The organism is Agrobacterium sp. 6Ca8, from assembly GCF_055382765.1.
This window is the reverse complement of sequence record NZ_AP026433.1, coordinates 2,120,558-2,144,824: the sequence shown is the minus strand read 5'-3', so window position 1 is coordinate 2,144,824 and position 24,267 is coordinate 2,120,558. Positions and strand designations below refer to the sequence as shown.

General features: G+C 59.7%; 26 protein-coding genes. 12 read left to right on the top strand and 14 right to left on the bottom strand.

All coding sequences use genetic code 11. From position 1 onward, the window contains the following. Positions 1–44 precede the first annotated feature (44 nt). Positions 45–659 carry an alpha/beta hydrolase gene (locus tag ACZ5A6_RS10635; RefSeq protein WP_113556493.1) on the top strand — a complete coding sequence of 205 codons (615 nt, stop codon included), beginning with the start codon at positions 45–47 and terminating at the stop codon, positions 657–659. Positions 660–776: 117 nt separating this feature from the next. On the opposite strand, the gene ACZ5A6_RS10630 is transcribed toward ACZ5A6_RS10635, so the two are convergent. Beyond that, the gene (locus ACZ5A6_RS10630; RefSeq protein WP_013636743.1) at positions 777–1,361 is read right to left on the bottom strand and encodes a transglycosylase SLT domain-containing protein; all 585 of its coding nucleotides are present in this window, start codon (positions 1,359–1,361) and stop codon (positions 777–779) included. Between the two features lie 682 nt (positions 1,362–2,043). Here ACZ5A6_RS10630 and ACZ5A6_RS10625 point away from each other — a divergent pair. Beyond that, positions 2,044–2,577 carry a transglutaminase-like cysteine peptidase gene (locus tag ACZ5A6_RS10625; RefSeq protein WP_149910972.1) on the top strand — a complete coding sequence of 178 codons (534 nt, stop codon included), beginning with the start codon at positions 2,044–2,046 and terminating at the stop codon, positions 2,575–2,577. A gap of 53 nt (positions 2,578–2,630) precedes the next feature. Here ACZ5A6_RS10625 and ACZ5A6_RS10620 read toward each other — a convergent pair whose 3' ends face one another. Then, positions 2,631–3,518, bottom strand: a complete 888-nt coding sequence (locus tag ACZ5A6_RS10620) for a DMT family transporter (protein WP_025594357.1) — start codon at positions 3,516–3,518, stop codon at positions 2,631–2,633. 240 nt (positions 3,519–3,758) lie between these two features. Between ACZ5A6_RS10620 and ACZ5A6_RS10615 the strand changes: the two genes are divergently transcribed. Next, the gene (locus tag ACZ5A6_RS10615; RefSeq protein WP_003513983.1) at positions 3,759–5,057 is read left to right on the top strand and encodes an adenylosuccinate synthase; all 1,299 of its coding nucleotides are present in this window, start codon (positions 3,759–3,761) and stop codon (positions 5,055–5,057) included. Positions 5,058–5,127: 70 nt separating this feature from the next. Then, positions 5,128–7,431 carry a hypothetical protein gene (locus ACZ5A6_RS10610; protein WP_174060980.1) on the top strand — a complete coding sequence of 768 codons (2,304 nt, stop codon included), beginning with the start codon at positions 5,128–5,130 and terminating at the stop codon, positions 7,429–7,431. A 251-nt stretch (positions 7,432–7,682) separates the two neighbouring features. On the opposite strand, the gene rpoH is transcribed toward ACZ5A6_RS10610, so the two are convergent. The 4 genes from rpoH to ACZ5A6_RS10590 form a co-directional block, all read right to left on the bottom strand. Then, on the bottom strand, positions 7,683–8,585 hold the full coding sequence (gene rpoH, locus ACZ5A6_RS10605; RefSeq protein WP_003491840.1) for an RNA polymerase sigma factor RpoH: 903 nt from the start codon (positions 8,583–8,585) through the stop codon (positions 7,683–7,685). 165 nt (positions 8,586–8,750) lie between these two features. Further along, positions 8,751–9,575, bottom strand: coding sequence for a class I SAM-dependent methyltransferase (locus ACZ5A6_RS10600; protein ID WP_112402913.1), 825 nt, complete (start codon positions 9,573–9,575; stop codon positions 8,751–8,753). Between the two features lie 33 nt (positions 9,576–9,608). Then, a complete protein-coding gene (locus tag ACZ5A6_RS10595) occupies positions 9,609–9,857 on the bottom strand; it encodes a hypothetical protein (protein ID WP_003513980.1) in 249 nt (82 codons plus the stop codon). Positions 9,858–9,859: 2 nt separating this feature from the next. Continuing rightward, positions 9,860–10,882 (bottom strand): RluA family pseudouridine synthase, encoded by a 1,023-nt coding sequence (locus tag ACZ5A6_RS10590; protein ID WP_080797816.1) that lies wholly within the window; start codon positions 10,880–10,882, stop codon positions 9,860–9,862. A 38-nt stretch (positions 10,883–10,920) separates the two neighbouring features. Between ACZ5A6_RS10590 and ACZ5A6_RS10585 the strand changes: the two genes are divergently transcribed. Together ACZ5A6_RS10585 and ACZ5A6_RS10580 are read left to right on the top strand one after the other, a co-directional pair. After that, positions 10,921–11,313, top strand: a complete 393-nt coding sequence (locus ACZ5A6_RS10585) for a hypothetical protein (RefSeq protein ID WP_003513978.1) — start codon at positions 10,921–10,923, stop codon at positions 11,311–11,313. Beyond that, positions 11,303–12,175: a TrmH family RNA methyltransferase gene (locus tag ACZ5A6_RS10580; protein WP_025594351.1), complete on the top strand. Its 873-nt coding sequence runs from the start codon at positions 11,303–11,305 to the stop codon at positions 12,173–12,175. The genes ACZ5A6_RS10585 and ACZ5A6_RS10580 overlap by 11 nt, the downstream gene beginning before the upstream one ends. Before the next feature lie 82 nt (positions 12,176–12,257). Here ACZ5A6_RS10580 and ACZ5A6_RS10575 read toward each other — a convergent pair whose 3' ends face one another. Further along, complete coding sequence (locus tag ACZ5A6_RS10575) at positions 12,258–13,457, bottom strand: coiled-coil domain-containing protein (RefSeq protein ID WP_174060981.1); 1,200 nt, start codon at positions 13,455–13,457, stop codon at positions 12,258–12,260. A gap of 143 nt (positions 13,458–13,600) precedes the next feature. Continuing rightward, on the bottom strand, positions 13,601–14,197 hold the full coding sequence (locus ACZ5A6_RS10570; RefSeq protein ID WP_003513975.1) for a DUF1134 domain-containing protein: 597 nt from the start codon (positions 14,195–14,197) through the stop codon (positions 13,601–13,603). 250 nt (positions 14,198–14,447) lie between these two features. Here ACZ5A6_RS10570 and chpT point away from each other — a divergent pair, with 250 nt between their 5' ends. The 3 genes from chpT (at position 14,448) to ACZ5A6_RS10555 (ending at position 16,878) form a co-directional block, all read left to right on the top strand. Further along, positions 14,448–15,095, top strand: coding sequence for a histidine phosphotransferase ChpT (gene chpT / locus ACZ5A6_RS10565; RefSeq protein WP_113472908.1), 648 nt, complete (start codon positions 14,448–14,450; stop codon positions 15,093–15,095). 86 nt (positions 15,096–15,181) lie between these two features. Further along, positions 15,182–15,709 carry a GNAT family N-acetyltransferase gene (locus ACZ5A6_RS10560; protein WP_013636733.1) on the top strand — a complete coding sequence of 176 codons (528 nt, stop codon included), beginning with the start codon at positions 15,182–15,184 and terminating at the stop codon, positions 15,707–15,709. A gap of 122 nt (positions 15,710–15,831) precedes the next feature. Beyond that, positions 15,832–16,878, top strand: a complete 1,047-nt coding sequence (locus tag ACZ5A6_RS10555; protein ID WP_464110939.1) for an alpha/beta hydrolase family protein — start codon at positions 15,832–15,834, stop codon at positions 16,876–16,878. A 50-nt stretch (positions 16,879–16,928) separates the two neighbouring features. Here ACZ5A6_RS10555 and ACZ5A6_RS10550 read toward each other — a convergent pair whose 3' ends face one another. Then, a complete protein-coding gene (locus ACZ5A6_RS10550; RefSeq protein WP_111784155.1) occupies positions 16,929–17,444 on the bottom strand; it encodes a GNAT family N-acetyltransferase in 516 nt (171 codons plus the stop codon). An 82-nt stretch (positions 17,445–17,526) separates the two neighbouring features. Continuing rightward, positions 17,527–18,231, bottom strand: a complete 705-nt coding sequence (gene ctrA, locus ACZ5A6_RS10545; RefSeq protein WP_003491823.1) for a response regulator transcription factor CtrA — start codon at positions 18,229–18,231, stop codon at positions 17,527–17,529. Positions 18,232–18,712: 481 nt separating this feature from the next. Between ctrA and ACZ5A6_RS10540 the strand changes: the two genes are divergently transcribed. Then, positions 18,713–19,063: a flagellar export protein FliJ gene (locus ACZ5A6_RS10540; protein ID WP_013636730.1), complete on the top strand. Its 351-nt coding sequence runs from the start codon at positions 18,713–18,715 to the stop codon at positions 19,061–19,063. Positions 19,064–19,375: 312 nt separating this feature from the next. Then, a complete protein-coding gene (locus ACZ5A6_RS10535; protein ID WP_003513967.1) occupies positions 19,376–19,579 on the top strand; it encodes a DUF1059 domain-containing protein in 204 nt (67 codons plus the stop codon). Positions 19,580–19,788: 209 nt separating this feature from the next. On the opposite strand, the gene ACZ5A6_RS10530 is transcribed toward ACZ5A6_RS10535, so the two are convergent. From ACZ5A6_RS10530 to cysQ, 4 genes are all read right to left on the bottom strand, one after another. Next, positions 19,789–20,070, bottom strand: coding sequence for a GNAT family N-acetyltransferase (locus ACZ5A6_RS10530; RefSeq protein ID WP_026330753.1), 282 nt, complete (start codon positions 20,068–20,070; stop codon positions 19,789–19,791). 221 nt (positions 20,071–20,291) lie between these two features. Next, entirely contained in the window at positions 20,292–20,567 is a 276-nt protein-coding gene (sciP, locus tag ACZ5A6_RS10525; protein ID WP_003513963.1) for a CtrA inhibitor SciP, read from the bottom strand. A 191-nt stretch (positions 20,568–20,758) separates the two neighbouring features. Continuing rightward, positions 20,759–21,802 carry a DUF2793 domain-containing protein gene (locus ACZ5A6_RS10520; protein WP_174060983.1) on the bottom strand — a complete coding sequence of 348 codons (1,044 nt, stop codon included), beginning with the start codon at positions 21,800–21,802 and terminating at the stop codon, positions 20,759–20,761. A gap of 388 nt (positions 21,803–22,190) precedes the next feature. Beyond that, a complete protein-coding gene (gene cysQ, locus ACZ5A6_RS10515; protein WP_174060984.1) occupies positions 22,191–22,985 on the bottom strand; it encodes a 3'(2'),5'-bisphosphate nucleotidase CysQ in 795 nt (264 codons plus the stop codon). 335 nt (positions 22,986–23,320) lie between these two features. Here cysQ and ACZ5A6_RS10510 point away from each other — a divergent pair, with 335 nt between their 5' ends. Then, positions 23,321–24,223: a branched-chain amino acid ABC transporter permease gene (locus tag ACZ5A6_RS10510; protein WP_003513958.1), complete on the top strand. Its 903-nt coding sequence runs from the start codon at positions 23,321–23,323 to the stop codon at positions 24,221–24,223. The last annotated feature ends 44 nt before the right edge of the window (positions 24,224–24,267 follow it).

Genomic DNA, 24,267 nt, shown 5'->3' with positions numbered 1-24,267 from the left:
GAGTTCGGTATCGCTGAATTTCTCCTTTCAGAAAGGATTATCCAATGACCAAAGATGCATATTTCCATAAATCCCGTGCCGGCGTTGCGGGTGCACCGCTTTTCGTCGTGCTGCACGGCACCGGCGGTGATGAAAATCAGTTCTTTGATTTCGGCTCGGGCCTGTTGCCGAATGCCACGATTGTCTCGCCGCTCGGCGATGTCGCCGAACATGGCGCTGCGCGGTTTTTCCGGCGCACGGGTGAGGGCGTTTACGACATGGCCGATCTAGAGCGGGCAACAGCCAAGCTGGCGGATTTTGTCAAAGCCAACCGGGAGCACTATCAGGCTGGTCCGGTTATCGGTCTCGGTTTTTCCAACGGCGCGAATATCCTCGCAAATGTGCTGATCGAACAGCCGGAGCTTTTTGATGCCGCCGTGCTGATGCATCCGCTCATCCCGTTCGAGCCGCAGGCGGCTGCGGCCAAATCCTCGCGCCGGGTGCTGATCACGGCCGGAGAACGCGATCCCATCTGCCCGGTGCCGCTGACGAAGGCGCTGGAAAAGAGCCTTGAAGCGCAGGGCGGCACGGTGAAAACGGTGTGGCATCCGGGCGGGCATGAAATCCGTTCGAACGAGATCGAGGCGGTGCGGGAGTTTCTGGCGCCTTATGGAGAGTAGCTTTCTGCCCCGCCTCCTTCCTCACCGTCATGCCGGATCTAGTCCGGGGTGATGGTGAGGGTAGGTGATCCGCCTTTCCGCATCGCAGCCAGGCAGAACGATCCTGCTACACCCGCCTCAGCGATATCCGCATTGCTGCAACTGCGCCTCGTAACGCAGCGCCATGTTGGCGGAGCGGCGGGCGGCTTTCTGGACGGCGGAATTGTTGCGCCAGCTTCCCTTGGCGTAACCGGCATGGCCGGAATAATAGGCGAGGTAGAGGTTATAGGGATCGTTCAGCGCAATGCCGTTTTCGCGGCGGCTCTTGGCGTGATACCAGCCGACGAAATGGATCGCGTCGGTGAAATCCGTGCGGCTTGCCGACCAGCGGCCGGTTTCGCGCTTGTAGACTTCCCATGTACCGTCCAGCGCCTGGGCATAACCGTAAGCGGTGGACTGGCGCGTCCAGGGAATGAAGCCGAAGAGTTTGGTGCGCGGCGGGCGGGCATAGGGACGGAAGGCGGATTCGGTGTAGATCGTTGCCATCATCACCGGCACCGGCACGCCGAACTCCCGTTCGGCTGCCCTCGCGTCACGTCGCCAGTTGTTGAAGAGGCCGTTCCGCTGCTCGAAAATCGCACAGGCATTGGTGACCTGCGACGGTGCGGTTGCGCAACCGGCCAGAACAGTCATCAGTAAAACAACGGCAAATACGCCACGCATCGCGGAACCCTTTCGTTCCGCTATTCTTAAATTGCTAACCATTAACGTCGGGTTTTAAGACAAGGTTAATTCAAATGCCGCTGATCAAGCGCCTGTTAACCCGCTGAAAATTCCTGTGTCCGGGATGCGGCAAAACCATGGGGTAAGTGGCGTTTTTTTCCGGAAATGGCATTGCCGGCATCCCCGCACATCCCCGGTCTCACAAAGCCGCTTATCCTTATCCCATCCCGGTCATCCAGCGTGCGCGCGGCGCAAGGTGGGCGGGGCAGGCGGCCAAAACCGGGGAGTTTCCCGATGTCACGGTTGAGGCGGCCGGCATGTGCTCATCCTCCAAACAGGAACCGGTTTGGCGGGCGGGTCACATGTTGAAGCCGGGGCCGCATCGTCTGCAAAACCCTACTACACCATTTGATACTCCCGCAGCGATGCGGCCCCTTTATCGCTTCTAAGCGTTGCCTCGGTTTCGGGGCGACGGGCGCGGGCTATGTTTCCGGAGAGCCTGCCCGCTGTACAAAAATGAAAACCGATAAAATTGTAGCAATCGGCTTAAAGCGGCTGAAAACAGTGCTGTGCCATTGTGGGATCACAGACAAGGAGCGGACAACCTGCAAGGACGGGGCCGCTGCGGAAAACAGAAATCGAGACCGGCACAAGCCGGCGGATCGTCAAACGGGGTATGAAAATGCTGAAGAAGATTATTGCTGCCGCCATCTGCGGAATTGCCATTGCTTCCATGTCCACTCATGCCGATGCGGCTGGTGCCGCCGGTTTTGCCCGCAGCTTTGCCGCAGCCGAAAAGAGCGCCGTAACACAGATCGGTATTTCGGCGCCCGGCGGTTTTGATGGCTGCGTTTTGTCCGCCGGCCAATGCGTTTCGACGATTGCCGCGCCGCTGACCGGCGAACGCCGCGATGAACTGCTGCGCGTCAACCGCGATGTGAACGCCACCATGGGCGCACTCGATGATTATTTCTCCGGCTTTTCAGCCGATGTTCCGGCAATGCCTTCGGTAAGCGCCAATGATTGTGGCGATTGTGCCGCGATCAAGCGCACGGCACTGGCCGGTGCCGGCTGGTCTTCCGCAGCACTGCGCCTTGCCTTTTTGCTTGATGATGACGGATCGCTCGAAAAGGTGCTCATTGTGAGCACCGACAAGGGCGATATCGTGCTCGGCAACGCCGCTTTCTCTCCGGTTGAGCGCGAAACCGCGCTCTAACCCTAACTTTTCATGCCTGCCAGACTGCGCCGGTTTTCCAGACCCTTACGGGATCAGGAAGCCGGCGATTTTTTTCGTTCCGCCACGGCAATGCCGGCCAGTGCCATCACCAGCGCCGCGATCTGGTAGGGATGCAGGGTTTCGCTGAGGACGATGACGGAGAGAAGCGTGCCGAAGACGGGGACGAGGTTGATGAAAAGGCCGGCGCGGTTGGCGCCAATCTGCTCCACGCCCTTGATGTACAGGATCTGGGCGATGAGCGACGCGAAGATGGCGGCATAGACCACCAGCACCCAACCCTTCTGATCGGGCCAGACGACGTTGTCGCGTGAGATTTCCCAAAAGACCAGCGGGACTGAGGTTAGGAGGGCGAAAAAGGCTGGGATCGCCATCAGCGTGCGCCAGTCCACGATTGGTTTCCAGCGCAGGATGACGGTGTAGATGGCATAGACCAGCACCGCCAGCAGCATGATGGCGTCGCCGGCATTCATCTCCAGTTGCAGCAGCGAGACCGGATCACCATGCGAGGCGAGAAGCGCCACGCCGGCAATGGTGAGACAGAAACCGGCGATCTGGCCGAACAGCACACGGGTGCGGAACAGGATGAAGTTCAGCACGAATATGACCATGGGAATGCCGGCCTGGATGACGGCGGCATTGATGGCGGAGGTGTGCTGAAGCGCGGTATAAAGAAAGACGTTGAAGGCGGTGTAACCGATACTGCCGAGCACGAAGAAGTAAGGCAGGCGTTTTTTCACCACCGGCCAGTCCTTGATGAGCTGCGGCACGGAAATGGCGAAGATGATGGCGACGGCCAAAACCCAGCGCAGGAAGGTAAACGCCATGGGGCTGATGTGGCCGACGGCGAGCTTTCCGGCAACGGTATTGCCACCCCAGCAGAGCGTGGCGATGATGAGGGCGAGATAGGCTTTCGAAGGCACGCTGATGTTTCGCTTCTTCAAGGGGCGGGAAAAGGCTAAGGGGTGAATAGCGGCCTTGTGTCCGCGCTTGTCCCCCCACGGGGCGAGATAATGCGGAATTCGACGTTTTGTCACGGAAAAAGCAAAATTCACCATAAGAAACAGGGTCGCTTTCCGTAAAACAACGCAGTATACATTCGCGGGTTTGGGTTTCCCATCGGGTTATCGGGCGCGCAAGCGCCATGAGCAGGAAAGCAAGAAATGACGAATGTTGTGGTGGTCGGCTCGCAGTGGGGCGACGAAGGCAAAGGCAAGATTGTCGACTGGCTGTCCGAGCGGGCAGATGTCGTCGTGCGGTATCAGGGCGGCCACAATGCCGGCCATACTCTTGTCATCGATGGCATCAGCTACAAGCTTTCGCTTCTTCCTTCCGGCGTCGTGCGTCCGGGCAAGCTCGCCGTCATCGGCAACGGCGTCGTGGTCGATCCGCATGCGCTGATCGCTGAAATCGGCCGTCTGGAAGTGCAGGGCGTAAAGGTTACGCCGGAAAACCTGCGCATTGCAGACAATGCCACGCTCATTCTTTCCCTGCACCGCGAACTTGATGGCATGCGCGAAGACGCCGCCTCCAACAGCGGCACCAAGATCGGCACCACGCGCCGCGGCATCGGCCCGGCCTACGAAGACAAGGTCGGCCGCCGCGCCATCCGCGTCATGGATCTGGCCGACATGGAGGCGCTGTCCGCCAAGGTCGATCGCATCCTGACGCATCACAATGCGCTGCGTCGCGGCTTCGGCGCTGCTGAAGTTTCGCATGAAACCATCATGGAAGAGTTGAGCTCGGTTGCAGAACGCATCCTGCCGTTCAGCGAAACCGTATGGCTGCTGCTCGACAAGAAGCGCCGCGCCGGTGCGCGCATCCTGTTCGAAGGCGCGCAGGGCTCGCTGCTCGATATCGACCACGGCACATACCCCTATGTCACCTCTTCCAACACGGTTGCCGGTCAGGCCGCTGCCGGTTCGGGCATGGGTCCGGGTTCGCTGGGTTATATTCTCGGCATCACCAAGGCCTATACGACCCGCGTTGGCGAAGGTCCTTTCCCGACCGAGCTGCATGACGAAATCGGCCAGTTCCTGGGCGAAAAGGGCCATGAGTTCGGCACCGTCACCGGCCGCAAGCGTCGTTGTGGCTGGTTTGACGCAGCGCTGGTGCGCCAGTCGGTCGCCACCAACGGCATCACCGGCATCGCGCTCACCAAGCTTGACGTTCTCGACGGTCTGGACGAGCTGAAAATCTGCGTCGGCTACAAGCTCGACGGGCAGGAAATCGATCATCTTCCCGCAAGCCAGGGTGCGCAGGCTCGTGTCGAGCCGATCTACGTCACGCTGGAAGGCTGGAAAGAATCTACCGTCGGCGCCCGAAAATGGGCGGATTTGCCTGCTCAGGCAATTAAATATGTCCGTCAGGTGGAAGAACTGATCGGGGCGCCTGTCGCGCTTCTGTCGACAAGTCCGGAGCGTGACGACACCATACTTGTGACTGATCCGTTTGAGGACTAATGTCCTCGGCGATCTAGATTCATAAACCATATCGGGCCGGTACGTCGCCGGTCACGACGAGAAAGTGCTTATGGCGGATTTTGTAGCAGTCATTCGCAAGGCCGTGGATGGCTTGGCGAACAATACTCCCGAAAACCGGGCGAAGGTTTACGACAAGGCGCGCAGTGCGGTTGTGCGCCAGCTCGAGAATATGAAGCCACGTCCGCCGGAAGAATTGTTGCGCCGGCAGATCGCCAAGCTGGACGCCGCCATAGCCGAGGTGGACAGTGAATATGCCGAGGCCTTGCCGGCACTGGAGGAGGATGATGCTTTCTCCCCCGTGGCGGAAGAGGCGGATGCTGTCTATCATCCGCAGGACGTTGCCGAAGAGCCTGCCGTTCATGCCGCCGAGCGGTACGAGCCGGTGGAGGAAGAGCCTGCTCCGGTTGTGCCCGCACATTCGGAGCCGGTTTATCCTGTCCAGCCAGAGCCGGTTTATGAAGAACCGGCCCGCGAAGAGGAGCCTCGCACCGAGGAACCCGTCGCCGCTTTAATCCCGCATGAGGAGCAGCATTACGGCGCGCGTGAGCCGGAGGAGCTTTACGACGCACCCGAACCGGCCCGTGTCGCGCCGATTCATGAAGCCGGTCCTCACGAGGAAGCCGGTACCTATTTCACCCGCGCGCATGAAGAGCCGGCCTATCAGCCGGAGGACGAGCGCGTTGACGATATCGCGCCTGAAGCGGCGGCCCCCCATGCCGATGATTCCGTGCCGCCCCATTGGGCGCAGCCGGTTGACGAGGATGACTGGCGCAAGCTCGAAGAAGCGCAAGACGAGGATGTTCGCCCGGCTGCCGAGGCCGAAGTGCACCACGAGAGGGACGACCATTCCGTCGTCGCCGGTTATTCCGCGCAGCACTATCAGGCCCCGGATGTCAGCTTCGAGCCTGAGCGGCGCGACGGGAACGAGCATGCCGGTTACCGCGCTGCTGCCGATCACGATCCGATTTTTGGCGGGCACGACGATTTTTCCGAACCCCGGCAGACCGAAGACACGGCCCCGAAAAAGGCTGCCGTCGTCGAGGACTTCTCGTCCTATTTCGAGGACACGGATCTCGCGATCCCGCCGAAGGCCACGCCTGCGTTGCCGCGCGCCGATAACGATCCCTTCGATGACCGTGCCTCCAAGGACAACAAGGAGCGCACGCCCTGGGACGATCTGGACGAGCTGATCGGTTATGACGGCGCATCGTCTTCCAGCCGGGCAACGACGAACGAAATGCCCGCTCTCGGTGCTGGTGCCGCGACGCCCGCTTACATGGTCAAGAAGAAGCCGCGCCGGAATTATGCCTCGCTGGTACTTGCGCTTGTGGGCGCCGGGCTTCTTGCCGGTGGTGGTTATGCGCTGTGGTTGAACCGTGATGCGCTGAACGACATGGTCGGCGGCCTGGTGCAATCGGCACAGAAGGATGGCGGCACCCAGACGCCTCCAGCCAATACGGCGCAGACGCCGACATCCACACCGCCAGCTGCCCAGCAGCCGCCCGCCAGCGGGCAGCAGCCGACGACAAGCCCGACCAATCATCAGGCGCAGCCGCATGCCGATGACGGGTCCGTCACCGGCACGAAGTTCACCCAGCGGCTTCTTGCCGACGGGACCGAGCGCGACGAGGGGCCGGCGCCGGGCGCCAATGGCCAGCCCGTCACGGCGGAAGGCCAGTCGGTCTATGAGCAGAATGTTGCGCCGCCGCCTGCGGGCGAGGCTCCGGCCAATACGGCTGCGGGTACTCCGGCTGGTACGCCGCCGGCACAGCCGCCTGCTGCGGCCGCAGCCGCCACGGGCGACCGCATGTTCCTCTACGAGGAGGTGCTGGGCCAGACGGTTCCGACCGCCATTCAGGGCAGCGTTTCCTGGTCCTTGCAGCAGGAGAACGACAATGAGGGTCGTCCGTCCGCAACGGTGCAGGGCCAGATCACGGTTCCCGGCCGTGGCCTCAGTGCGCTCATCACCTTCAAGCGCAACACCGATCCGTCGCTTCCGGCAAGCCATCTGATCGAGATCGTCTTCTCGGTTTCGCCCGGCTTCGAAGGCGGCGCGATCGACAGCGTCCAGCGTATCGCGATGAAGAGCACGGAGCAGGATCGTGGTAACGCCCTGATCGCGGTTCCGGCCAAAATCACCGACGATTTCCACATGATCGCGCTTAACGACTTCCCGGATGCGATGAAGACCAATCTGGAGCTGTTGAAGAGCCGCAACTGGATCGACATCCCGGTTTCCTACCGCAACGGCCGCCGTGCGCTTCTGACCTTGCAAAAGGGCAATGACGGCATCGCCGCCTTCGACACGGCGCTACGCGAATGGGCGGCTGCAAAGCCCGCGACCGGTCAGTGATGATCTTGGGGATCGCTAAAGCCGGTCCCCTCATTTCTTCCTTATGTCTTGCAAATAAAAAGCCCGCAGATCTCGCGATCTGCGGGCTTAGAAATTTACTGGCAAAGAATCTCACTTTTTCGTCACGCCGGACACCAAGGGGAGTGAGATGGGATGGCAGTCGAGCCAATTACTGCGCAGTCATCCTCGGGACAGGCCCGAGGATGACGTAGCCGATAAGTTCAGCCCCACTCTCTTAAAAAGACCGAGCCTTACGCATCCACCACGCGCAGCGCGCGGGCGGCTTCGAGGGCTTCCTTCTGCACCGCTTCCTGAACCTTCTCGAAGGCGCGAACCTCGATCTGGCGCACGCGTTCGCGGCTGATATCGAACTCGGATGAGAGTTCTTCCAGCGTCACCGGATCTTCGGCAAGGCGGCGGGCCTCGAAGATGCGGCGTTCACGATCGTTCAGCACGCCCATGGCCTTGGCCAGCATGCGGCGGCGGGTTTCCAGCTCGTCCTGCTCGATCAGCACGGCTTCCTGGCTTTCATGGTCGTCCACCAGCCAGTCCTGCCATTGGCCGGATTCGCCTTCGGATGCCTTGATGGGCGCATTCAGCGATGCGTCGCCATGCAGGCGGCGGTTCATCGAGATCACTTCTTCCTCGGAAACCTGCAGCTTGGTGGCGATTTCCTTGACGTGTTCCGGCTTCAGATCGCCATCGTCGATCGCCTGGATACGGCCTTTCAGCCGGCGCAGGTTGAAGAACAGGCGTTTCTGGTTGGCAGTCGTACCCATTTTCACCAGCGACCACGAACGCAGGATATATTCCTGGATCGAAGCCTTGATCCACCACATGGCGTAGGTGGCCAGACGGAAACCGCGTTCCGGATCAAACTTCTTCACCGCCTGCATCAGGCCGACATTGCCTTCGGACACGACTTCGCCAATCGGCAGGCCGTAACCGCGGTAACCCATGGCAATCTTGGCAACAAGGCGCAGGTGGCTGGTGACGAGCTTGTGAGCGGCGTCGCGGTCGCCATGCTCGGCGTAACGCTTGCCAAGCATGTACTCTTCCTGCGGCTCCAGCATCGGGAATTTACGGATTTCGTCGAGATATCTATTGAGACCGGCTTCGCCGGCCGTAATTGTAGGCAAACTATTGCGGGCCATAAAGCACCCCCTTATCTATGGTCTGGAACGGCACCCTCATCGATTGGCGATTACTCGCCCAAGGCACACCGCTAGTGGCGGGTCGTTACCGACCCCGCACGAACCCACGTAACAAATATGTATGCACCCGCCGCGTTTCAAGCGAACACAGCGTTCACACATGCGTTATGTCCCGGCGACACCTTCTTTGACCTGTTTAACTTTCGAACGGTAAATTCGTTCCGAAAAACCACCGAGACCGGAGCGCACCATCAACTCATACATGACCCGCCGGCGGGTGGGGTTGTGCAGGCGAACGACCCGGGAGCCGAGAAACTCCGTTTCGACATGATCGAGTGTCTGCAAGTCGGGGCCAGAGGCAATCGCGTCCGCGTAGACAGCGTGAAATTCCCGGCGGCAGACATAGGTCTTGTATTTCGTCATGGCGAAGCAGGCGAGGCTGTGGCCGTGGGTGCGCAGAAAATCGGCGACGCCAACGGTCACTTCCGGCCATGCGGGGTTGAAGGTATCGTCGAAGACGATGACGCCGTACGGGGCGATCACCTCCAGCGCCAGTTTCGCGTCCGCCAGCACATGGTGCAGGTGGTGCCCGCCGTCGATGCTGAAGAACCTGACGGGACCGGTCCGCGACGTAATATCGGTGGGTGCGAGCCGGGTGCTGTCGCCCTTGATGATCAAGTCCTCATCCATCGCAAAACCCAACCGCCTGCCGTTTTCCATCAGGCGGTCATATTGGTCGAGGCTTCCGTCCGAGGGTGGGTCGAGTTCGAACAGGTCGACGCCCAGAACCTTTTCCTGCGGCTGCGCAAATTTGCGCAGCAGAAAATAGGAGCGGCCATAATAGACGCCGATCTCCGCCATGCCGCCCTTCAGGCCGTCCCTTGTCTGCGCCTGCAGCAGCGCCTTGAAGACAAGCGCGTCGGGTGGGTCGATATAGCCTTCGACGCTTCGTAATTCCTGAAAGATAAACTGGCGTTCATCGGTGTTCATGCGCGATAGATCCCGTCGTCATGCCGGTTCCGTTCAGCTCTGCGGATAAAACGGCGTTCCTTGCAACGTCTGTCTTTCGGCAAGCCAGAGGTCCGGCCACGGCATTCGCGGTGACGATTTCAAGCTTTCCGGGGTTCGAAGAGGTGCGACGATTGAAGCGGAATTGGGGCGGTCTACAAGAAAGACCATGTGGGGAATATCGCTATCCGCTAATCTCTTTTTATTTTCCGTGGCTTCCGGCAAGATGCACGGCGTGGTTTTTTTGACCTCGCCGTGCGGCATTTTCAGCTCCGCAGGGCGACGAGCAGTTCTTCCATATCATCAGGCATGTCTGTTTCGAATTCCATCACCTCGCCGGTGCGGGGGTGTTCGAAGGCCAGGAGATAGGCATGCAGCGCCTGTCGCGGAAAGCGGTTGACGGTGCTTCTTGCCGGTTCCTCAAGCAGGTTCGCCTTGGTGCGGAAGGCCGCGCCATATTCGGGGTCGCCGATCAGCGGATGGCCGATATGGGCCATGTGCACGCGGATCTGGTGGGTGCGGCCGGTTTCCAGGCGGCACTCCACCATCGAGGCGAGGCAGGACGCATCCGCCTTTTCATGGAAACGTTCCATAACCTCGTAATGGGTGATCGCCTCGCGGGCATCGTCCGTGTCCTCGCGCTTGACGGCGCGTTTGGTGCGGTCGGCGCCGCGGCCGAGTGCGGCGTCAATGGTGCCGCGCAGCGTGCGCGGTCGGCCCCAGACGACGGCCTTGTAGGCGCGTTCCAGCGGGCCGGTGCGGCCGTGATCGGCAAATTGCGCGGCGAGATGGCGGTGTGCATTGTCGTTTTTCGCCACGACCATGACGCCGGAGGTTTCCTTGTCCAGCCGATGCACGATGCCGGGGCGCTTCACGCCGCCAATGCCGGAGAGGCTGTCGCCGCAATGATAGATGAGGGCGTTGACCAGCGTTCCGGTCCAGTTGCCGGCGCCGGGATGCACGACGAGACCGGCGGGTTTGACGAGCACGATCAGGTCGTCGTCCTCATATTCCACATCGAGCGGGATATCCTCGCCCTTGGGTTCGGGGTCTTCCGGCTCCGGCATGACGATCTCGACGCGGTCGTGCGGGTGAACCTTCTTTTTCGGCTCGGTCACCGGCGTGCCGTTCAATAAAACGGCACCCTGCTCGATCAGGGCTTTCAGGCGGCTGCGCGACAGATCGCCGCCAACTTCGCCCGCCAGCCACACATCGATGCGGCCTTCGGCGTCTTCGCCGGCAATCAGGACTTTCCTTGCGTCTCCGCCTTGTTTAAAGGGGTCGTTCATTCTTATTTTTCCGATCAATCAGCATTCTAGGGAACCCGATGACGCACATCGAGCAAGACGAACAGGAAGACAAGCCGCTTGATCCGGCCATGGATAAAGTTCGCCGCAAGATGATCCGTTTGCAGATCGTGTCGGGCTCCGTGATGTTCATCAGCCTTATGGCTGTGTTCGGCGCGGTTGTCTACAAGGCGGTAGGACCATCGAAAACCGTTGTAACGCAGAGCGTACCGCAAAATCTGGCTGTTCCCACCGGCAACGGACCGCTTGCCGTGACCGCCAGCCTGCCGCAGGGCTTTACAATCGACAATGTCAGCTATTCCGGCGGTGACATGCTGTTTTACGGCAAGCTTGCCAACGGCACCCGCAAGGCGCTGGTCTTCAACGTCGCGGCCGGCCGGTTTCTCGCCGATGTGACGGTCGATGCCCAGTGAGGATATTGATCCGGCGGGAGCGCATGCGCTCCTGGACGGTCGGGCTCTGATCCCGGTCGAAGACCCGGCCGATCCGCGCATTGCCGCCTTTCGCGATATTCGCGAGCGTGATCTCACCGGTCGCCAGGGCCGTTTCATCGCGGAAGGCACGGTTGTGTTGCGCATGCTGGCCGCCGCCCACAAGGCGGGTGGGGCCTTTGCGGCGGAAAGCATTCTCATCCTCAAGAACCGGCTTTCCGGCGTCGCGGATATCCTAGCCGATTTTCCGCCCGATGTGCCGGTCTATGTGGCGGAAGCGCCGGTGCTGGATGGCATTGTCGGTTTTCACCTGCACCGCGGCATTCTGGCGCTCGGCCGCCGGGTGCGTGACATTACGCTGGACGGGTTGACGGACGCGCTTCCCGCCTCGTCGCTGGTGCTGGTGGGCTGCGGCATTTCCAACCACGACAATCTGGGTGCGATGTTCCGCAACGCCGCGGCCTTTTATGCCGATGCGGTGTTTCTGGACGAGACTTCATGCGATCCGCTCTATCGCAAGGCGCTCCGGGTGTCCGTCGGTTCCGTTCTCTCGGTTCCCTATCATCGCGGCGGTGGTGCGGTGCAGATGCTGGAGCGGCTTTCGCAGGCCGGTTTTGCGATCTGGAGCCTTTCGCCGAATGGCGAGACCGAGATTCGCGATATTCCACGTTCGGAGCGCATGGCGCTGGTCATCGGCACTGAAGGCGAGGGGTTGCCGCAATCGGTACTGTCTCGGTTCCATACCGCCCGGATTGCGCAGTCGCCGCAATTGGACAGTTTGAATGCGGGGACGGCTTCGGGGCTGGCGCTTTATCAGATGGCCGGGGCGATAGGGCGGGTTTAGGTTTACCCTTTGCGTATTCGGCTCACCCCCTCTGCCCGGCAGGGCAGAGGGGGTGAGCCGAATACGCAAAGGCGTAGAGGTATCACCCCTTCCGCTTCTCCATCAACACACTCGCCCGCTTCGCAAGGCTCTCACGGCCGGTCGAGGCGGTGGCTTTCGCAAGCAGCCCCGGGATCGGCGATTTCTCGCCCTCCTGCGCTGCGGTGAGCGCGATCATCTGGGCGGCGATGCGGGCGATTTCGCGACGGATCGGTTCGTCGTTGCCGGTGCCGCGCACATTCAGCAGGCGTTCGGTGAGTGCCGTTCCCTGATTGCGGATATCCTCGATCTCCTGCTCCAGACCTTCCGGCGGCGGCACTGCCGGTTCGAGGGCGGTTAAGACCGGTGGAATGTCTGCCGCGACCACGGGCGCGATTTCGGGCAGGACGGGCGCCTTCTGCGGCTGGCTTGCGGTTTCACCGTTCAGTACGGCGGGGTTGGGCAGACGGATGATCATGTCGTCGGCGCGGCCGCCGGTTGCGGCAAGCTGTTCCTTCAGGCGGGCAACCTCCTGATTGCGCAGGGTCAGCATTGTGTCGAGATCGGCATTTTTTGCCATGACACTGGCGATCTGTTCTTCCAGCCGGGTGACCTTGCGGCTTTCGCGCGCAACCGCCGTCATAGCCTCCTTGTTGCGGGCAGCGACATCCTGCAATTCGCGGGTCGCCGTTTCGCCCTCCTTGCGGAAACGCGAGGCGGTCTGTTTTGCCTGCTCGGCCTCCAGATCGCGGGTGGCGGCGAGGATTTTCGAATCATCCAGCTCGCGGGTCAGATTGGTGAGGCGAGCGGTGATCTCAGACATCTGGCCGGCACGCGCATTTGCGGCCTGTTCCTGCTCCAGAAGGTTTGCCTGTATTGCGCTCGTGCGTTCCTCGCTGGCGTCCAGGGCGCCTCGCAATTCGCCGATTTCCAGCGTCAATTCCTCGATTTTCAGCAAAAGGCCGCGGTTCTGCTCGCCGAGGCGATAGGCGTCGCTGGATGCTGCCTCGTTGGCGAGGCGGAGCGAGGTGTTCTTTTCCCGTTCGGTGTCCAGTTCCTGACGAACCTTGGCGTTTTCGGCGGCATAGAGCGCGCGTGCCATATCCTTCTGGGCGCGAACTTCCTGGGGGCTGATGGGCATTGTCGCGCGCAGCCGGTTTTCCGTATAGGCAACGATGCGGCGATGGATCGCGGGCGCGATCAGCAAGGCCAGCAGGGTTGCGGTGAGAAAACCCAATCCGAAAAGAATGGCATATTCAATCACGCGAGACAGTCTCCGAAACTCAGATACGCGCGCATTCGGAAAGAGGAGCGCGAGAGCACGTTACGCTATTATTGCAACCGTTGGGAGGGGTATCGCCAAGGCAATTGCGCGGGGAGCCGCAAGAGTGCCTCCCCATCTCAGCGTCAGAAGGGGTTCCAGGTCGGTTCCTGGGTAAGCTTCAGGTAGCCGACATTGATGCCGAGGCGCGCGCCGATGCCGGTGCGAATGGGTGCCAGCGTGACATCGCTGCTTTTCAGATAGGTCATGCCGACGCCGGCGACGATGAATGCGGAGCCGCTGACGCCGCCGTAACGGCGATAAAGCGAATCGACCGACGGCAGGTTGTAGACCAGCATCATGGCGCGGGTGCCCTGGCCGCCGTAATCGAGGCCGAGCGAGGGGCCTTGCCAGAAGACGGGATGCTGGCCGGCATTCTTGGTATAAAGCGTGCCTTCGCCATAGGTGAGGCCCGCGACGAAAGCGCCGGAACCTTCCTGCCCCAGAATATAACCGTTCGGAAGACCGTATTGCTGGAAGGCGCGTTCCACCACCTTGGCGAGGCCGCCGGTGGTTTCACCGAAGAATCCGTGGCCTGCATCCACGACTTCCTGAAAAGAATATTGATCGCTGTTCTGGGCCGAGGCCGGTGCGGCCCACATCAAAAGGCTGGCAAGGAGCGCAAAAATCTTTCCCAGTCCGAGGCGTGCAATGGTGCGGGTTTTCGTAAGGCGCATCGTCATGTCCGTCCGTCTGTTCGTTGGTGCATCAGCCCGAAAATCCGAATCGATTTTCGGCAGGGCCCATGCGAAGATTCAAAGTTCCAGAGCATCCTTTATACGTCCGTACGGACGCAGGGCGCTCCAGGGTGGCCTGTTAAGGCATTTGGCATTTTGAAACCATCCTATTAACAATCGGTTTACCAAATATGGTGTCATTATGGCTTAACAATTTCCACACCGTCCGCGCCTCCCTTGCGCAGGAGAGAATTTTATGACGAGCAAACTCAATATCACGCTGTCCGGTCCCGATCTGGCAGCTCTTCTGTGCAGTCGTGTGTGCCATGACGTGATCTCTCCTGTCGGCGCCATCAATAACGGCCTCGAATTGCTGGACGAGGGCGGCACCGATGACGATGCGCTGGATCTCATCCGCACATCCGCTCTTAACGCATCCGTGCGGCTGAAGTTCGCCCGTCTTGCTTTCGGCGCGTCCGGCTCCGCTGGCGCTTCGATCGATACCGGCGAGGCTGAAAAAGCCGCCAAGGATTTCGCTGCCGCCGAAAAGAAGGCCGAAGTGACCTGGAACGGCCCACGCGCCATCGTCGCGAAAAATCGTGTCAAACTTTTGCTCAACCTCTTTCTCGTGTCCTACAGCGCGATCCCGCGCGGGGGTAATGTGGATGTGGTGCTGGAAGATCCGGAGGGTGACGCCAAATTCGAAATCACCGTCAAGGGCAAGATGATGCGCATTCCGGCCAAATTCGCCGAGATCTACGAAGGCAGGCTGGAAGAGGCGGTCGACGCCCATTCCGTGCAGCCCTATTACACGCTGCTTCTGGCGGACGAGGCCGATATGGCCGTGGAATACAAGGTGCATGAGGATCGCATCGTGTTTACCGCAAAGACGGTTGCCGCGTGATCGTTCAGTTGCAGAGGTAGTTTTGCGAAAGGGCCGGTTAGCGTTTTCCGACGCGCCGGCCTTTTTTGCTTTTGGGGAAGAGGTTCATGACACGTCTGACAACCGCGCGCCTCGTCCTGCGGCCGCACGCCATCACGGATGAAGCGCTTTATTGTGCGTTCTGGAGCGCGGATGTCCGGCCCATCGAAGGGGTCACATCGATTACGCCGCTGGACCCCGAAATCGCCTTTGCCCGTCTTTTGCGCTTCATCGGCCATTGGTCGGTCTTCGGCTTCGGTCCCTTTGTCGTGGAGGAGGCAAGCTCCGGGCGTATCGTCGGCGAGGTGGGCTTTGCCCATATGCGCCGTGGAAACGGCACCGATTTCGATGGTGTGCCAGAAGCGATGTGGAAAATCGATGCTGATCTGAACGGCAAGGGCGTCGCGACCGAGGCGGTGGCGGCGGCAACAGGGTGGTTTGATCGCAGCGGAATTTCGCAGCGGACCGTCTGCATGATCGACCCGCTCAACACCCCCTCGCTCGTCATCGCCGCCCGTTTCGGCTTCCGCCTGTTTCGCGATTCGACATTCCGGGGCAATCCCATCCGGCTTTTCGAGCGGGTGGTGGGGGTCTAGTGCTGCGCATTCCAGCCGTGCCGTCTCGATCGCGTTTCAGGGCGACCTGAAACCTGTTCGAGGTCTCGGACGGTGGCGGTTTGAACCAAGGGTTGATCCAAGATCAATTTTTGGAGCTTCACATGCGCTATTTTCTTGTGGTCGCCATCGCCATCCTCTCCACCGCTGCGCCCGTGATGGCGGAGAACGCTATTGGTTTCAGACAGCTGGAATTGTCCGATGATTCGGGCACGCGAATGCTGAACCTGTCATTGTGGTATCCGTCCGCACCATCGGGAAAAACTGAGACAGTGGGCGAAAACGCTGCTTTTTATGGTCTCGAGGTTCAAGCTGATGCGTCATTTCTGGACGGTTCCCGTCCTCTGGTGTTGCTGTCACACGGATTTGGCGGAAGCTGGCGCAATCTGAACTGGATCGCCGGTGAGCTTGTTCAGCAGGGTTATATCGTGGCCGCGCCGGATCACGCGGGCGAATCATTCACTGAAGAGAATGCGATGGAGATCGTGCCGTTATGGGAACGCCCGCGCGACATCAGCCGAACGTTGACGGCGTTGCTCGATAACGATCAACTCGCTGGAAAAATCGACAGGGCACGCATCGCGGTCATCGGCCATTCTCTCGGAGGCTGGACCGCCATGGAGCTGACTGGCGCCCGCTACAGCGCCGATCTCGCGCTAAAAGACTGCAATGCGGAGAAGGTTCTGCCGCAATGCAAGGCACCACGGTTGCTGGCCAAGGTCGGAATCGTTAACGGTGGCAAGGCCGATCCACGCCTTTCGATGGATTTGCGCGATGCTCGCATCCGCGCGGTGATTGCGCTCGACGCTGGCCCGGCTGCCGGTTTCCTGCCGGAAACGCTGAAACGTGTCGATGTACCGGTTCTGGTTCTGGCCGCCGGTGTGGAAACGCCCGAGATTGCCGCTATCAAGGCTGATTCGGAATATATCGCCCGCAATCTGCCAAAGGCGACCACGGTTTATCGCGAAATACCGGATGCCAGCCATTTCAGCTTCATGCAGACATGCAAGCCAAACGGCGAAAAAATCGTCGAGGAGCTTTCACCGGGGGAAGGTTTCGTCTGCCGTGACGGCGGGGGCAGGGACCGCCCGGCCATCCACCGGCAGATCGCGGAGGCGATTGTCGGCTTCCTGAACGTGGAAATGCATTAAGACAGGTGTACGGGACGTCTCGATGAACCGTTGCGCGACGTCCCGACCCTTCAGGCCACTTTTTGCGGATGATACCGATAGGCAAGGTCTTCGGGATCAGACCGTGGTGCCGATGGGTCGATAACACCGCCGAGGCGCTGTGCAACCGCTGCGGATTTGCTGTTGCGCGGCGAGACATAGCTGACCAGCGTCTGCAATTTCAGGGTCTCGAATGCCCAGTCGCGCAGTGCAGAGGCCGCTTCCGCAGCATAACCGTGGCCTTCCTGGCCGCCATAAAGCAGCCAGCCCAGTTCCTTTTCGGGGAATAGCGGGCCGTGATTGATGCCGACCTGGCCGATACATTGCCCAGTTTCGCCAAGTTCGATCATCAGCGCCCCGTGGCCGAAAAAATGCCAGTTGGCGAGATCGTGACAAAAAACGCCCCAGGTTGACGGCAGGTCATATGGTCCGCCGACGCCGATGGAGCGGGTTGACGCCATAAAGTCGCGATAGGCGGGGAAATCCGCCATGATCTGCGGGCGCAAAATCAGGCGTTCCGTTCTGAGGGTGGGGATAGAATGGTCCATGGCACTATCCAATCATGAAATCGCAACAAAAAACCCGCTGTCGCCAGCGGGTCTTTTAAAAACTGCCATATCCTGAAGGGGATCAGGCGGTTTCAAGAAATTCCGTGGCTCCATCAGGCTCGCGCAGGACATAACCGCGGCCCCAGACGGTTTCGATGTAGTTTGCGCCGCCTGCGGCATTTGCGAGCTTCTTGCGCAGCTTGCAGATGAAGACGTCGATGATCTTCAGTTCCGGTTCGTCCATGCCGCCATAAAGGTGGTTCAGGAACATTTCCTTGGTCAGCGTCGTGCCCTTGCGCAGCGAAAGCAGCTCAAGCATCTGATATTCCTTGCCGGTCAGGTGAACGCGCTGGCCGCCCACTTCAACCGTCTTGGCATCGAGGTTGACGATCAGCTCGCCGGTGGAGATGACCGATTGCGCATGGCCCTTGGAACGGCGGACGATTGCGTGAATACGGGCAACAAGCTCGTCCTTGTGGAACGGCTTCGTCATGTAGTCGTCTGCGCCGAAGCCGAGACCACGAACCTTGTCCTCGATGCCGGCCATGCCGGAGAGGATGAGGATGGGTGTCTTGACCTTGGAAAGGCGCAAGGTTCTCAAGACCTCGTAACCCGACATATCGGGCAGGTTGAGATCGAGAAGAATAATGTCGTAATCGTAGAGTTTACCGAGGTCCACGCCTTCCTCGCCGAGGTCGGTCGTGTAGACGTTAAAACTTTCCGACTTGAGCATCAGTTCGATGCTCTGCGCTGTTGCGCTGTCGTCTTCAATAAGTAGAACCCGCATAATTATCCCCTTTGCCGCCCGCAGATTGGTAAATCATTGCCTCGCGCGATGCGGATCCAGACGTTGCCTGATTTGCAGGCTGCCACCAAATGGTTAACAAATTCTAATTGCCTTTGGCAAGGTGTATCGAATTTATTAAGCAAAGTTGGCATTTCGCTGTTTTTGCACGTGAATCCACCATCGCCAAAATTGAAGCTTAACGTGAGGATATCTCGCTAAGTGATTCAATCGACTCTTACATCGTCGGGCCCGTTTTTTTGGACCTGGCATTTACCGACCCTTAAATGATCGTGTTTATCATTAACGATGCCCGTAAACGAAAGGTTAACGGCGGCGTTTTTTTATTAACGCCGGGTAACTTTTGGGAATCATTCCGGCACAACGGGTTAACCGGGCCGGTTGAGCGGGCGGGTTAAACGGGCCGATCGAGGGGGCATAGTGCCTTTTTGATCCGGGTCTCGCTATCCATGGAGTATTGCGTATGAAGTCGCGTGACAGCCTGGTTCGCCTGAAAGAATTTCAGGTTAATGAAAAACGCCGGCAACTTAGCCAGTTGCAGCAGATGATGTCCGAGTTTGAGCGGATGGCAAAGGAACTGGTGCATCAGATATCGCTGGAAGAGAGCAAGTCCGGCATTACCGATCCGACCCACTTCGCATATCCGACCTTCGCCAAGGCCGCGCGTCAGCGTGCGGACAATCTTCAGGTCTCGATCCGGGAGCTGAAGACCCAGCAGGAAGCCGCAGAGGCTTCTCTGGAAGAGGTGCAGGCCGAATATGAAAAGGCGGCGGCACTGGAAAACCGCGACGGAGCGATCCGCGCCCGCGCCTAGGTATTGGCGCAAGATCATATAAGGATCGTCCTCATTGACGGCTGCCGGTGGATCAGGAGGCGGCTTTCAATGACGGGATGCCCATGCTTTTTTCTGGAAGGCCGCCTCTCGTTGGCGGCCTTTTGCTTTGGTGCACCGCAGCGCCTTGCCCGGCTGGTTTCTTGCGGGGCAGGGATGTAGGGAATCCCTGCGTTTTCGATTGTCCGGGGCCAGGGAAAGGCGTAATTTGGTGAAGTTCCGACCAAGAGCCGGAGGCTTGTCCCACGCGCGCCCAGCGCGGACGCGGGTGGGCCAGAAGCGGGGAGGAAACAAATGGCCCGCCAATATATCGATTGCCGCGAATTCCCGAGCGACAGCAAATGCTCGATCGCCATCTCAGCCGATACGCCGGAGGAGCTCATGGAAGCGGCGGTTCAACATGCCGTGGCAGTGCATGGCGCCGAGGATACGCCGGAATTTCGGGCCGAAGTTCGAAGGAGCATACATGCAGGAACACCGCCGCTGAAGGTGGCGTGATTGCTGGCAGCCTGAAAATTATCCGTCGACATGCCGGGCCTGATCCGGCATCCAGCCGACGCGCGTCTGCGCGGCGGAAGATTCCCTTAAGCTCAAGGATTTGAGCTGGCTGGACCCCGGCTCCTGGCCGGGGTGACGGAGCGTGTAGGCTCCGCTTTCGCTAAAAAACAAACTTGAGGTTTGTCCCAAGCCTCAGCCCGTCTGGCTAGTTACCCCTTGATAACATCTGCCCAGTCAGGGTGGCGTAGCGTCTGAGCCTTGAAGAAAGGGCAGAGCGGAATGATTTTCCAGCCGCCCTTGCGGGCTTCATCGATGGCATGGGCGGCGAGCGCCTGGCCGACACCCTTGCCCCGCAGTGCATCGGGCACGCCGGTATGGTCGATGATGATGAGGGAAGGGGAGGTGCGCGAATAGGTCATCTCGGCCTTGTGGCCGTCGATGGTTGCCGAATATTCGCCGCGCGATCCGGTTTCGCTTGTCTTGATATCCATGATCTCTGCCTTCGCATTGCTTTTCGTTTTTTTCCACTGTAACGGCCTGCGCCTGAATTGAAACAGCGGGATAGCGAACGCAGTGGACACAAACCGGTGACAGTCACCGGCTGTGTCTGGCAATTTTCAGGGGAAATCCAAAATCAAACCAAAAGCCCCGTCGATGCGACGGGGCGTTTTGGAAGTTCGGTTTGGGCGCGTTGCCGCGCCGGCGCACTGGTTTAGTGGCGATATTGCTGAATGCGCGTCGTGCGCAGGCCTGCAAGGCCATGATCGGCAATCGACGACTGCCAGGACAGGAATTCTTCGACGGTGAGCGTATAACGCTCGCAGGCTTCCTCAAGGCTCAGCAGTCCTCCGCGCACGGCGGCGACGACCTCTGCCTTTCTGCGAATAACCCATCGACGGGTATTTGACGGCGGAAGATCCGCAATCGTCAGAGGGCTGCCATCGGGGCCGATGACATATTTAACTCGTGGGCGTATCATTTCGGTCATTGGACACTCTATACAAACTCAAGACCATATGACGGGAACTTTAGCCCCGTACCTTTAAAAATTGCCTAAGCAGTTCGTGACAATTTATTAAGAATTTGAACGGTTTCGCCCGATCTGTTCGAGTCGCCTTATTTTGTCGGGAAAAAATTTTTCCAAAAATCGTGTTTTTTATCGTCCATCGGTTGTTTTCCTCACAACGCCGCAAGCGAAAGGCACGTTTTCCCGCTGCCGTGGGCGAATTCCGCGGTTCCCTCATGCAACAGCCGCAGGCGATCGCCGGCATTGAGGGGCAGAATAAGGGTCGTCGACTGCGAGGTGCCGGCATTGGAGGCGTTGCCCGCTACAGTGAGGCCGCCAGCCGCGCCGTTGACGGCAAGCGAAACCCGGTGCCCGGATGAGGACACCACGGCAAGCGACAGGGTGGCCAGATAGAGACCTTTCACGGGAACGACGAGTTCCCTTCCGCCGCCTGTGCCGACCGCGTCGCCGAGAACGAAACCACCCTCATCGATGAAGAGCATTGAAAACCCCGAAGCCGAGCCGTTGGCCGGCCTCGTCGTGCCCGAAGGCAGGCTGGCCAGAACCACGGGCCGGTTCGGCATCGTGACCCTGCCGTCGCCGTTGCACAAAAGGGCCGTGTGCCAGGAAATGCCGTCGGCGCTGGTCTTGATCGAAAAACCGTCATTGCCTGCAAGGCCCATTTCCGCCCGGCCGCTCCAGCCGGACTGGAACAGCAGCGAGGCGGTATCGGCCTTTGCCGCCTTGTTGATCGCCATGCGGTGGTTGCCGTTCTCTTCTGTGTGGGTGAAGAGGCTGGCGGGGGCGGCAAGCGCCAGACGGTTGGTGACATCGGCCTGTGTGCCAATACCAAGCTTTTCGAGGGTCGCCGCGGCAGGCAGCGGCACGTCCCGCCATGCGCTGTCCCGCAGGACGCGATGTTTACCCTCGCTGGAAAACCATGCCGTCCAGCCGGGTTGCGGCGCTATCAGCAGCCATGCACCGTCCTGCCGGAAGGCAAGCTTCCCGCCCTTGCCCGCCCAGTCGCCAGCGGCGTCAAGCGAGAGCAGGAAGCAGTCTCCCTCCGGCGCATTGTCGGGCGGGGCGGCGACCACGTCCTTGATGACCAGCTGGACGATCGCGTCCAGCCGCTGCAGCGCCTCATTGTGGGTGACGTGTTTCTGTGCCTGCGAGGGCAGGATATAAGGAAGTCTAAGTCTCGCCGTCTGTTCAGTCATGATGTCTCTTCCGCGCTCCGTGGCTGTTCGCCGACGATTGTGATGCGGCGCGGCGGGGCGGGGATGAGCGGGGATGAAATTATTTTTGCGGCTTCGGTAGGGAGTGCATTCCGTGGTTGCGGAGATGGCATGAGTTGGCAAGGGGCCTCAGGTGCCTGCGGCTTCACCCCCCTCTGCCCTGCCGGGCATCTCCCCCACAAGGAGGGAGATCAGCAAGATGCGCTACCCCCGCTTCGTTCTCAAACGTCGAGATTGGCGGGACCCCGCCACGAGTTGATCCCCACCCTTGTGGGGGAGATGCCCGGCAGGGCAGAGGGGGGTGAAGCCGCAAACACCGAAGCGGACGTCTAGAAAAGCGCAATCACCATATTCCGGCGTCGCCGCCGTCCTATCGCGCGATATCCGCCGCAACCGCCATTGCGCCCTCGGCAATGAAATCCGGGTTCGCGAGTGCATCTTCACCATCGCCTCTCACCTCATAGGCAAGCAGCCGGCCCTCGCAATCCAGCGTTCTGCCACCGGCGGCGCGCAGTACGGCGTCGCCTGCCGCCGTATCCCACATCATGGTGCGGCTGAAGCGGGGATAGATATCGGCAGCACCTTCCGCCAGCATGCAGAATTTCAGTGAGGAACCGACGGAAATGCAGTCTTTCAGGCCGTGTTCGGCCACGAAGGCTTCCGTTTTCGCGGTACAGTGCGAGCGGCTGATCAGCGCCACGGGGGAGGCGCCGCGCTGGCGTGCGCGGATGGGGTGGCGCGCGAGGATCGCTCCTTCGCCTGATATTGCGAGCTTTTCGGCGCTGTTGTCCTTGCCGGTCCAGGCCTGGCCGCGGCAGGGGGCATAAACCACGCCTGCAACCGGCACGCCGTTTCTGATCAGGGCGATATTGACGGTAAAATCATCCTTGCCGGAAATGAATTCCTTGGTCCCATCCAGCGGATCGACCAGAAAAAATTCCGTGCCTGTCTCCGGCAGAATGCCGTTCGAGACCGCTTCTTCGGCAATGACCGGGATTTGGGGAAAATGCGCAGCCAGTGCCTGCAGAATGATCACCTCCGCCCGCTGGTCTGCCTCGGTCACGGGTGAGCAATCGTCCTTGTACGATACGTGTGGCCCGGCGCGATGGACCGCCATGATTGCCTGCCCGGCGTCCAGCGCCGCTTTCGTCAATATGTCGATCATCTTGTTGCCGTTGCCATTTCGTGCCGGGGATCCTTTACCCCTCTATTTCGCTACTCTTTTGCCCGCCACCCGTCAAACAATGCGTCAGGCAACACTGAAATAAGCATTCGAACGCCATTTTTTTAGCACTTACTGCCGAAATCCTGGCTATTCTGATCGGGAAAACGGCAACGAATGTGGAAATTCCAAATTTTGTGCAGGATCGCCCGTTTTTGACTTCACATTTTTAGCGAACACGATATGCATTTTGCAGGTGGGGGCTAATCGAAAAGGTTCCCCCTATAATTAACATAAACGAGGCGTGGCTCATTAGAGGTCATGCCCAGGGGAAAGACATGGAGTATTTTATCCAGCAGCTCATCAACGGGCTGACTCTTGGATCGATCTACGGCCTCATCGCAATTGGCTATACGATGGTCTACGGCATCATCGGCATGATCAACTTCGCTCATGGCGATATTTTCATGCTTGGCGGTTTCGCCGCGCTGATCGTTTTTCTGATCGCAACATCGTTTTTTGCCGGTATTCCGGTGGCGCTTCTTCTGATTTTGATGATGGTCGTCGCCATGCTGATGACCGGCCTGTGGAACTGGGTGATCGAGCGCGTGGCCTACCGTCCGCTCAGAGGCTCGTTCCGCCTTGCGCCGCTGATCACCGCCATCGGCATGTCGATCGCGCTGTCCAACTTCATCCAGGTGACACAGGGTCCGCGTAACAAGCCGATCCCGTCAATGGTGACGGACAGTTACCATTTCGGCTCCATCACCGTCTCGCTGAAGCAGTTCATCATCATGGCGGTGACATCGGTGCTGCTGTTCGCCTTCTGGTACATCGTCAACAAGACTCCGCTCGGCCGGGCGCAGCGCGCCACGGAACAGGACCGCAAGATGGCGGCCCTTCTGGGTGTGGATGTCGACAAGACGATCTCGATCACCTTCATCATGGGTGCCGCACTCGCGGCGGTCGCCGGTACGATGTATCTGATGTATTACGGTGTCGCATCGTTCAACGATGGCTTCATTCCGGGTGTCAAGGCGTTTACCGCAGCGGTTCTCGGCGGTATCGGTTCGCTTCCGGGTGCCGTTCTCGGCGGTCTCCTGATCGGCCTCATCGAATCTCTCTGGTCCGCCTATTTCTCCATTGCCTACAAGGACGTCGCGGCATTCGGCATCCTGGCTTTCGTGCTGATCTTCAAGCCGACCGGTATTCTCGGTCGTCCGGAAGTCGAGAAGGTGTGATCCCATGACCAATATCGCTTCCGAAAACGACACTTCCAGCCCGA